12 protein-coding genes and 1 pseudogene are annotated in these 8875 nt (G+C 71.3%); 4 read left to right on the top strand and 9 right to left on the bottom strand.

Annotation, left to right across the window (positions count from 1 at the left end; translation table 11 throughout):
• Positions 1-17: 17 nt before the first annotated feature.
• From ACIBK6_RS42155 to ACIBK6_RS42130, 6 genes are all read right to left on the bottom strand, one after another.
• Positions 18-518: a recombinase family protein gene (locus ACIBK6_RS42155; RefSeq protein ID WP_399058757.1), complete on the bottom strand. Its 501-nt coding sequence runs from the start codon at positions 516-518 to the stop codon at positions 18-20.
• Complete coding sequence (locus ACIBK6_RS42150; RefSeq protein WP_399058755.1) at positions 515-658, bottom strand: hypothetical protein; 144 nt, start codon at positions 656-658, stop codon at positions 515-517. Before ACIBK6_RS42150 ends, ACIBK6_RS42155 begins: the two co-directional genes overlap by 4 nt.
• A 303-nt stretch (positions 659-961) precedes the next feature.
• Entirely contained in the window at positions 962-1084 is a 123-nt protein-coding gene (locus tag ACIBK6_RS42145) for a hypothetical protein (protein ID WP_399058753.1), read from the bottom strand.
• Positions 1085-1156: 72 nt separating this feature from the next.
• A complete protein-coding gene (locus ACIBK6_RS42140) occupies positions 1157-1246 on the bottom strand; it encodes a helicase (RefSeq protein WP_399058751.1) in 90 nt (29 codons plus the stop codon).
• Positions 1247-1254: 8 nt separating this feature from the next.
• Positions 1255-1449 (bottom strand): hypothetical protein, encoded by a 195-nt coding sequence (locus tag ACIBK6_RS42135; protein ID WP_399058749.1) that lies wholly within the window; start codon positions 1447-1449, stop codon positions 1255-1257.
• Positions 1450-1505: 56 nt separating this feature from the next.
• On the bottom strand, positions 1506-2501 hold the full coding sequence (locus ACIBK6_RS42130) for a DUF5937 family protein (protein ID WP_399058747.1): 996 nt from the start codon (positions 2499-2501) through the stop codon (positions 1506-1508).
• 127 nt (positions 2502-2628) lie between these two features.
• On the opposite strand from ACIBK6_RS42130, the gene ACIBK6_RS42125 reads away from it, so the two are divergent.
• Complete coding sequence (locus ACIBK6_RS42125; protein WP_399058759.1) at positions 2629-3900, top strand: MFS transporter; 1272 nt, start codon at positions 2629-2631, stop codon at positions 3898-3900.
• A 171-nt stretch (positions 3901-4071) separates the two neighbouring features.
• Here ACIBK6_RS42125 and ACIBK6_RS42120 read toward each other — a convergent pair whose 3' ends face one another.
• Positions 4072-4320 carry a hypothetical protein gene (locus tag ACIBK6_RS42120; protein ID WP_399058745.1) on the bottom strand — a complete coding sequence of 83 codons (249 nt, stop codon included), beginning with the start codon at positions 4318-4320 and terminating at the stop codon, positions 4072-4074.
• A gap of 135 nt (positions 4321-4455) precedes the next feature.
• Here ACIBK6_RS42120 and ACIBK6_RS42115 point away from each other — a divergent pair, with 135 nt between their 5' ends.
• Together ACIBK6_RS42115 and ACIBK6_RS42110 are read left to right on the top strand one after the other, a co-directional pair.
• The gene (locus ACIBK6_RS42115; RefSeq protein WP_399058743.1) at positions 4456-4776 is read left to right on the top strand and encodes a hypothetical protein; all 321 of its coding nucleotides are present in this window, start codon (positions 4456-4458) and stop codon (positions 4774-4776) included.
• Between the two features lie 827 nt (positions 4777-5603).
• Positions 5604-6086, top strand: a complete 483-nt coding sequence (locus tag ACIBK6_RS42110; protein ID WP_399058741.1) for a hypothetical protein — start codon at positions 5604-5606, stop codon at positions 6084-6086.
• A gap of 187 nt (positions 6087-6273) precedes the next feature.
• Here ACIBK6_RS42110 and ACIBK6_RS42105 read toward each other — a convergent pair whose 3' ends face one another.
• Positions 6274-7236: a TetR/AcrR family transcriptional regulator C-terminal domain-containing protein gene (locus ACIBK6_RS42105; protein WP_399058739.1), complete on the bottom strand. Its 963-nt coding sequence runs from the start codon at positions 7234-7236 to the stop codon at positions 6274-6276.
• A gap of 178 nt (positions 7237-7414) precedes the next feature.
• Here ACIBK6_RS42105 and ACIBK6_RS42100 point away from each other — a divergent pair, with 178 nt between their 5' ends.
• Positions 7415-8626, top strand: coding sequence for an FAD-dependent monooxygenase (locus ACIBK6_RS42100; protein ID WP_399058737.1), 1212 nt, complete (start codon positions 7415-7417; stop codon positions 8624-8626).
• A gap of 52 nt (positions 8627-8678) precedes the next feature.
• On the opposite strand, the pseudogene ACIBK6_RS42095 reads toward ACIBK6_RS42100, so the two are convergent.
• A pseudogene (locus ACIBK6_RS42095) lies at positions 8679-8780 on the bottom strand (IS5/IS1182 family transposase); the annotation flags it as partial.
• Between the last annotated feature and the right edge of the window lie 95 nt (positions 8781-8875).

Below are 8875 nucleotides of genomic sequence, written 5' to 3'. Positions count from 1 at the left end.
CGGTCTGCCCCCAGCTTCTACCGGGCCGCTGCGACGGCCCGGCGGTGGTGGTCTTTCACCTCCACTCGGTCACACAGAACTTCGTGGCGCACGAGCCGGTCGTTGTAATCAGCCGGGTCATAGACCCCGTCGGTGTCCGCCAGCACCGCACCGGACAGGGCACACAGCTCGATCAGCTGGTACCAGTCCTTGCCCGCCCGGGCCAGGCGGGACATCTCGACGCCCAGGACGAGGCCGACGTGATCCAGCCCGATCTCGGTCACCAGCCGCTGGAAACCCATCCGGGCCACCGCGGACGTTCCCGACATCCCCAGGTCCCCGTCGATGACCAGGACCCGGTCGGCCTCCCAGCCCAGCGCAGCCGCCCTCTCCACCAGGGCGTACTGCAGGCGCGTCGACTCCCGGTGATCCAGGACCTGTTGCCGCGTGGACTGCCGGATATAGACCGCCGCTAGACGCTGGAGGTGACGATCACTCACCTTGCTATTGGCCCGCTCCCACGGCATCACCGCTGTCATGGCAGGTCCCGCTCACCCGTCGCCACGGTGGTGGCCACCGTCCGACCGGCCAGCCTCGCCAACTGGCGCACCACTGCCTGCCGGTTCACCTCCGGCAGCCCGTTCCACACCCGCTCGCCCGCCGCCGGCCGCACCGTCATCTGGGGCCGACATCACTCCCGTCGCACACGACGCCTCATCCCTCTCACGAGCCAACAGCCGCTCAGCCACCGTGGCCAGCCGCAGCAGCCCGTCACGACCGATTATCGGCGCCTGCACACGCTCCTGACCATCCATAGGTGCAGTGTGCTTGGGCAATGGAGAGGACGCTGAGCTGGCTGGTTCGCTCGCGCCGTCTGGTACGCGACTACGAGACGCTGCCCGCCATGCACGGGCGATGGTGCTGTGGTCCATGACCATGCTGATGAGCGGCCGCCTGGCTGGGCGCCGCCGGGACGCCTTCCTCACGCGGCCGCCGACACCTTCCCCACCGCGGTGAACACGTTCGGCCGCAACTCGGCGGCCCAGCCCCGCGCGGCCAGCCGCTTCAACCGCGAGCGCACCCCTTCGATCCGGGCCGGTGTCATCTCCCGGGCCCCGATGGTGCGCGATCTGCTCTATTGCCAGCCACCCGCCCCGGACACCGCCACCCGAACGGCCTACCGCCAGTCCAGTCCGAGCTCGGCGAGCTGGGCGCGCTGCGGGTCGGTGAGTTTGCCGCGTCGGGTTTTGGTGTTGGTGATCCACACGCCGAGCTTCACGACCACTCGGGGCGGACCGAGCCGGGCGGTGCCGGCGCCGTTCCGTCTTCGCCACCAGACGGTGCGGCCTCGCCCTGGGAGGGGCCCCGGACCGCGGCGGCCTCGTGGGACCCGGAGGACAAGGGGCCGGGGGAGCACCCCACGGTGAGGGCGAGCAGGGAAGCGGTGACGAGCAGGCTGCGCCGGGACATGGAGCCCCCTGGGATCACAGGGCGTACATGGGACGGGCGCAATCGTGACGTGTCGGTCACTCTCCGCTGAGCAACGCCATGCCGAGCGGCGTCCGTTCGTACAGCACCTGGTGGCCGTAGCGGCGCGAACGGAGGAGCCCCGCGCCGCGCAGCGCGCCGAGGTGGGCCGAGACGGACGAGGGCGCGAGGCGCAGGCGGTGGGCGAGGGCGGTGGTGGAGGCCGGCTCGTCGAGCGCGGACAGGACATCGGCGCGGGCCCGGCCGAGGAGCCGGGCGAGGGCCTCGGGGGTGCGGTGGGCGGCCTCGCTCCACAGGCCGCCCACGCCCCGTGCGGGGTAGGCGATGGTCGGCTGCCAGGGTGGTTCGAAGCCGCTGATCACGTCCGGCCAGCAGAACACGCTCGGCATCAGGACCAGCCCCTGCCCGTCCAGGCTGCGGCGGTGCTCGCCCTTGCGCGAGGCGAGGGTCAGGGTGCCCGAGTCCCATTCCAGGCGGGGGTGCAGCTCCTTGAGCAGCCCCTCCAGGCCGACCTCGGCGAGGCGCCGCGAGTGGTGGGCCACGTCGGCTTCGAGCAGGGCGCGCAGCCGGGGCCACTCGGGCTCGACCAGGATGTGCCAGGCCCGCTCCATGAGGTCCGCCAACTCCCGTACCGCGCGGGCGGGTTCGTCGAGCAGCGCGCGGCCGGCCGGGGAGTCGGCGGCGCCCAGGGTACACGCGAGCGACTGGGCGATGTCCTCCCGGGCCGCCCCCGGGGCGGTCGCCCGCACCATGGCGATCTCTTCGGCGAAGCTCGCCGCGGGGCCGATCGGCGGCGGGCCGAGGAAGTCGGGGGTGTGGCCCGGCTGCGGCATGAGCAGCCACAGCGGGCTCAGGTCGAGCCCGCCGTCCGGCCCGTCGACGGCCGCCCGCGCCCGGCGCAGCCACGGCAGGTGGTAGCCGTGCCGGTAGGCGTAGCGCAGGGTGCGCACGGCTTCCTGGGTCTCCCACAGCGGCGACACGGCGAACCGGCACCGGAGCAGGTCGTCCTGGCCGAAGTGCAGGTGGAACGGCATGGTCGTCCGGCTCCGCGTCTGTGAACATTCGGGCTGAGCCGAAAGTCTAGGGGCCGGAGTGACGATCCGGCACGCTGCTGCCATGCCCACAGAGGAAATCGCCGGGAACGTCCCGGCGCGGCCGGCCATGCCGCAGAACAGTGCCCCGTCTTACCCTTCCGCCCCGTCCGCTTCCGGATACCGGGCCGTGTTCGCCGTGCGGGAGTTCCGTGCGGTCTTCGCCGCGCACCTCATGTCGCTGCTCGGGGTCGTCGTCAGCGAGCTCGCGCTCACCGTGCTCGTCTTCCAGCTGACCCGCTCGCCGCTGCTCAGCTCGCTCACCTTCGCGCTCGGATTCCTGCCCTACCTGGTCGGCGGAACCTTCCTCGCGGGGATCGCCGACCGGTACCCCGCGCGGCGGGTCCTGGTCGTCTGCGACGTGGTGTGTGCCGGGTGCGCCGCCGTCATCGCGCTGCCCGGGATGCCGGTCGCGGGGCTGCTCGCGCTGCGCTGCGCGATGGCCGTCGTCTCGCCGGTCTTCCAGGGCACCCGCCTCGCCACGCTCGCCGAGATCCTCGGCTCCGGCGACCTGTTCGTGCTCGGCCGCTCGCTGCTGCGGGTCGTCTCACAGAGCGCGCTGCTCACCGGGTTCGGGGCGGGCGGGCTGCTGCTCGCCGTCACCGGCCCGCGCGGCGCGATCTGCGTCACCGTCACCACCTTCCTGCTCTCCGCCCTGCTGCTCCGGCTCGGCACCGCCCGCCGCCCGGCCCGCGCCCGGCCCGGCGGCGCGCTCCTGAAGGAGTCCCTGGCCGGGGCGCGGGCGGTCCTCGGCGACCGCCGGATCCGCGCGCTGACGCTGCTGTTCTGGGTGCCGCCGCTGTTCGCCGTGGTGCCGGAGGCGCTGGCGGCTCCGTACGCCGACGAGCTCGGGGTGTCCTCGGCCGCGCTCGGCCTACTCATGTGCGCGCTGCCGGTCGGCACGGTGCTCGGCGAGCTCGTCGCGGGCTCGGCGCTCGGCCCGGCCGCGCGGGCCAGGATCGTGGTGCCGCTCGCGGCCGTCACCGTGCTGCCCTATCTCGGGTACGCGTTCACGCCGGGTCTCGCGGCCGCGGCCGCCCTGCTCGTGCTGGCCGGCGCGACCGGGGCGTACACCCTCGGCCTCGACCGCTGGTACGTCGCCGCCGTGCCCGACGAGCTGCGCGGGCGGGCGATGACCCTGATGACCGCCGGGATGATGACGGTCCAGGGGGTCGGCATGGCGGGCGCCGGGCTCGCCGCGGAGTTCCTGGCGCCGCACGCGGTGGTGGCCTGGGCGGGCCTGCTCGGCACGGTCTGCGTGGTCGGCCTGCTGGCCGAAGTGCGCCGTAGCGGGCGGCCCGAACTGCGAGACGGGGCTGACCGGCATGTGACCAGTGGGTAAGCTTGTTCCTTAACCTCCGGCTTGATCGTCAAGCGTCCGCCAGGTCGCTCGTTCGGATGGTCGCCGGACGTGGGTACGGCCTTCTCGTGATCCTGATCGGCCCCACCTCCTTGTACCGAAGGGAGGTGGGGCCGCTGCCGTGTTCCGGGCGTAGGCGTCGCCGCGGGCCGGTTACGCGGTGCCGCAGTCCGGCAGGTCGCCGGTGGACTCCCGGATGTCCAGGTCCCACACATAGCCCACCGTGTTCGCCCACTGGACGCCGTTCCGGCCGGGCCGTTCGATACCGAGAACCAAGCGTTTGCCGTTGTTGTCGTTGACCCGGCAGATCGCGGCGAAGTTGTCCCCGGCCCACACCGTCCCGATGCGCGGGGTACTCAGGCCTGGCCCGGAGTAGAGGCCGCTGTCGACAGCGGTGTGCACCTCGCGCCCGGCTCCCGCGGCGGTGGCAGGCGTAGCCGAAGCCGGGATGGCCGCGCCCAGCAGGGCGCCGCAGGATAGGGCCGCGACGGAAGAGCCGGCGCTCGGCGAGATGCTCGACACCTGCCCGGACAGCTGATGCCCGCCCCGGAACCGGCGGTGTGCGACGACCAGGTCACTGCCGGTCCGGGCGGGGCGATGACCGACGACGTCGGCGTCATCACCGGCGACCTCACCATCCGCACCACCCGCCTGCCCAACAACCTCGTCGACATCGCGATCCAGTACACCGGCGCCGACGAGTGGTACACGCTCACTGGCAGCCCCGTACCGTCCCCGACGGCGAACTGGAGGGGTACCACGAGCGCGTCCTGGCCGCCGTCGAACACAGCGAGGAAGCCGTCGCCCCCACCTGACCGGGACGTCACCGGCTGGCCGGTCCCACGCGTTCGACGCTAGAGGCAGGTCCTGACAGCCCACTCGAGTCTTGGGGCAGTGGGCATTCAGACCGGTTGTGGCGCCGGGGAGGTAGCGGACTGTGCCGTGCGCGGTGATTTCGGCAGTTCCTGCGAGGTCCATGGTGCCGTCGGGGTGTACGCGGGTGGCGGAGCCGGCCGCCCGGGGCGTCGACGGTGTACTTGGCTTCGGCTGGGGTCGGTGGAGTTGTGGTCAGGGCGGCGACGGCGGCGCAGGCCCGGGTTTCGCCGACGCCGGGTTCGCGGACACGCAGGGCGAGGTGTCGGGGCTGAGGGTGGTGACGAACTCAACGGTGACGCCGACCGGGTAGGCGGTGGCCGGTTCGACGGTCGCCAACGTGCGCGAGACGACCGGCCGCGCAACTGAGGTTCTCAGTTCGGGGTGATGTTGGCCTTGGGATCGGGTGTATGCCGGTGGGATGCGGTATCCCGATGGGGGCGGCCTGACCGCGAAGCAGCGGGCCCATCGAGAACGGGTGCGGATGCATCTGGGGGCTGCGAACTACTGCTGGTTTGCTGACCCCACCAAGGCTCTGTGTCTCAAGCTGGCGGGGACACCGACCGCGGACCGGCCCTTGATCGGCATGTGTGACTCCGCCCGCTGTCCGCAGGCCACGCACCACCCTCGTCATCGCCCGGTCTGGGAGAAGACCGTCGAGCAGAACAAGGTGTTCATCGGGATGCTTGGGCGCGGGCAGAAGGCCGAACGCGCCCGACGGGAGGCGGAGCTGACCCGCGCGGAGAAGGTCCTCGCGGACATCGACACTGCCAGCGCGGGCCCGTCGGCCGTGGCCGGGACGGAGGACCGAGATGGGACGTCTGACAGCAGAGACCCGTGCCCGGAACGAAGCGTCGATCCGGGCGGCGGTGGACCGGCTGCTGGCCGGAGCGATCCCGCCGGGCGGCGGGTGTGATCTCAAGGCCTTGGCGGCCGAGGCCGGAGCGACCCGCACCGGCTTCTACCCAAAGGGAGAACGCCCCGGCCCCTACCAGCACCTTGCGGAGGAGTTCGAACGGCGGGTGAAGGACGCCCAGGTAGCCGGGATCGTCACGGACCCCAGGGCATCACAGATCGAGCGGTTGAAGGCCCAGATCGCCGAACTGAAGGAACGGATCGGCGAACGGGACGCGGATCTCGCCGAACTCACGGCCTTCAAGACCCTCGCGATCTCCCGGCTGGTCGCTCAGCACCAGGAAATCAAACAGCTGCGGGAGCAGGCTGCCGTCGTCGGCAACGTGCGGCGTCTGCCCGCCGCCCGCCCCGGCACAGCCCCCTTTGGATCATGCAGCTGACCAGCGGATGACAACCACACGCGGTCTCGTCGCAGAGGCCGTACGCGGCCCCTGGCTGGAGCAATTCCCCAGGCGCCGAGGCCGAGACGAGAGCCCTGGGCCGGGACTGTGACGTCACGGTCCCGGGGTCCGATTGAGAAGCCGCTTCTCTTGGTGTCGGTGGTCGGGGGCCTCTCGAGTTCTCCGTTTAGTCGGCGGGGCTCTCGTTGAGGAGTGAGGCGAGGCCGTCGAGGAGGCGCTGGAGGCCGAACTCGAAGAGGGCGTCGAGGTCGAGGTCGTAACCGGCCGTAGCGAGGCGTGAGAGCGCGGGGAACCTGCCGGTGGCCAGAATCGCCAGGAGCGCGGGCTCCTGGGTGTCCATCCACTCCTCGCTGTCGAGGCCGCTGTTCGCCTCGGCTTCCCGCTCCGTCTCCAGGTTGACAGCGATTCCGCGGGCGTAGTTGAGCAACATCAGGTGCGCGGTAAAGGCGGGCTGTAGGTCAAGTCCGTGCGCCTGCAGGACAGCGAGCATCCACTCGCTGTACGGCAGTGCCGAGATGATCATCTGAGGGCGAGTCACCGACAGGGCCGGTCCGAGCCACGGGTGGCGGCGGAACAGGTCCCAGAGCTGCCGGGCCGCCAGCTCGATTGCCTCGCGCCAGCTCTCCGGCGGGTCGGCCGGCAACGGGCGCTCCGCGATGACCGTGTCCATCATCCGCGTCAGCAGGTCTTCCTTGTCAGCCACGTGCCGGTACAGCGACATGGTCGCCACCCCGAGGTCGGCGGCCACCCGGCGCATCGAGACCGCGGCCAGCCCTTCTGCGTCGGCGACCGTGACGGCGGCAGCAACAATCCGTCCGAGCGTAAGCGCCGCCTGGCCCGATGACGCGTCGGACGACCCGCCCGGGCGGGGGGCGGCCGTGGGGCGGGCGTTGCGTACCGAGCGGCTCGGGGTCTCCACGACTGTCCCGACGCCGGGGACGGCCCGGACCATGCCGTCGCGGCGCAGTTCGGTGAGCACCTTGGTCGCGGTCGCCATCGCGACGCCCCACTGCTTGGTGATCTCTCGGGTCGAAGGCACGCGATCGCCCGGCGCCAGTTCGCCCGTCTCGATCCGCCGCCGCAGTTCGGCGACGATCTGGCTGTAGCGCGACACTGCCTGTCCGCTCACTGACACCCTCCGCACTAGTGCACCTGGATGGGTGCCATCCTAGCCGCCGGACGCCGGGCGATCCCCGCGCGGAACACCTTCCGCACATCTCCGCACTAGTGCGGTACTAGCCAACACCACACGCCGAAGGGCGATTTCGCGCTTGCGTACTATCTTGCGTACGGCGTACATTCACCTCATGCCGAACAACGAGATACTCATCTGCGGTGCCGGCGTCGCAGGGCCCGCGCTGGCGTACTGGCTACGCAAGGGAGGCTTCACGGTCACGATCGTGGAGCGCGCGCCGGCACCTCGGCCGGGCGGGCAGACCGTGGATCTGCGCGGCGCCGGTCGCACCGTGATTGAACGGATGGGTCTGATGGACCTGGCCAGGGCGGAGAGCGTGGACCAACGCGGCCTCGCGCTCGTCGACACCTCCGGCCGCACCACCGCGCGGGTGCCCGCCGACAGTTTCGGCGGCGAGGGAATCGTCTCCGAGATCGAGATCCTCCGCGGAGATCTCGCCCGCCTGCTGTATGAGGCCAGCCTGCCGGACACGGAGTACCTGTTCGACGACACCGTCACCGGGATCGATCAGGACGCGGACGGGGCCACCGTCACCTTCGAGAAGGCCGCGCCGCGCCGGTTCGGGCTGGTCGTCGGCGCGGACGGGCCGCACTCCGTGGTGCGCGCGCTGGCCTTCGGCCCGGAGCAGGAGTTCGTCCACCCGCTCGGCCTCTACACGGCCTGGTTCACCGCCGCCGACGACCTGGACCTCAACGGCTGGTACCTGATGCACAATGCCCCCGGCGGCCTGGTCGCCTCCGCGCGACCGGGCCGCGTCCCCGGCGAGATCAAGGCCGGCCTCAGCTTCCGCTCGCCACCGCTCGCATACGACCGCCGCGACGCCGCCGCCCAACGGGAGCTCGTGGCCCAGCGCTTCGCCCACGTCGGTTGGGAGACCCCACGCCTGCTGCGGGCGATGCGCACCGCCCCGGACTTCTTCTTCGACTCCATGGGCCAGGTCCGACTCGACAGTTGGTCGCGCGGCCGCGTGGCGCTGCTGGGCGACGCCGGATACTGCGCGACCCCGCTGACCGGCCTGGGGACCAGCCTGGCTCTGGTCGGGGCCTACGTCCTGGCCGGTGAAATCGTCACTGCCGAGAGCGACCACCGCATCGCCTTCCGCCGCTACGACGAGGTCATGAGCCCGTACGTGAATCAGGCCCAGCAGCTCCCGCCGGGCGGTGCCTCGGGATTCGCGCCGTCGGGCCGGCTCGGCATTCGCCTGCGGGACCTCTCCATGCGGCAGATGACCCGCTGGCCGATGCGGAACCTACTTGCCGCACAGTTCGCCAAGGCCGGGGACATCACACTGCCGGAATACAGTCTCGCCGCCGACATGCGGTGAGCGGCCCCAGCCACGGGTCAGCGAACGTGTAGACCATGAGGGCTTTCCAACCTCAGGTTGAGGCGTGGTGAGGGACGAGGACGGCTTTCACGATGTCGGTGATGCGGTTGGTGCTGCAGCGGAGCATCCGGAGTAGGCGCCAGCCCTTCAGGGTGTGCGCCTGCCGAGAGTGTCGTCCATGCTGCTCACGGGCTTGCTTGGTGGTTGCGGCAGGATGATCACTCGTGTTGCTTCGCCTGGCATACCTGA

Source organism: Streptomyces sp. NPDC050485, from assembly GCF_044458185.1.
Taxonomy (GTDB): Bacteria; Actinomycetota; Actinomycetes; order Streptomycetales; family Streptomycetaceae; genus Streptomyces.
Note: the sequence above shows the minus strand (reverse complement) of the source record. Positions and strands in the feature narration are given on the sequence as shown.

Bases quoted from the DNA above. Each gene is read 5' to 3' on its own strand.
- ACIBK6_RS42145 (WP_399058753.1), bottom strand. From the start codon at position 1,084: ATGACACCGGCCCGGATCGAAGGGGTGCGCTCGCGGTTGAAGCGGCTG.
- ACIBK6_RS42125 (WP_399058759.1), top strand. From the start codon at position 2,629: ATGCCGCAGAACAGTGCCCCGTCTTACCCTTCCGCCCCGTCCGCTTCC.
- ACIBK6_RS42115 (WP_399058743.1), top strand. From the start codon at position 4,456: ATGCCCGCCCCGGAACCGGCGGTGTGCGACGACCAGGTCACTGCCGGT.
- ACIBK6_RS42150 (WP_399058755.1), bottom strand. From the start codon at position 658: ATGACGGTGCGGCCGGCGGCGGGCGAGCGGGTGTGGAACGGGCTGCCG.
- ACIBK6_RS42110 (WP_399058741.1), top strand. From the start codon at position 5,604: ATGGGACGTCTGACAGCAGAGACCCGTGCCCGGAACGAAGCGTCGATC.
- ACIBK6_RS42155 (WP_399058757.1), bottom strand. From the start codon at position 518: ATGACAGCGGTGATGCCGTGGGAGCGGGCCAATAGCAAGGTGAGTGAT.
- ACIBK6_RS42135 (WP_399058749.1), bottom strand. From the start codon at position 1,449: ATGTCCCGGCGCAGCCTGCTCGTCACCGCTTCCCTGCTCGCCCTCACC.
- ACIBK6_RS42130 (WP_399058747.1), bottom strand. From the start codon at position 2,501: ATGCCGTTCCACCTGCACTTCGGCCAGGACGACCTGCTCCGGTGCCGG.
- ACIBK6_RS42100 (WP_399058737.1), top strand. From the start codon at position 7,415: ATGCCGAACAACGAGATACTCATCTGCGGTGCCGGCGTCGCAGGGCCC.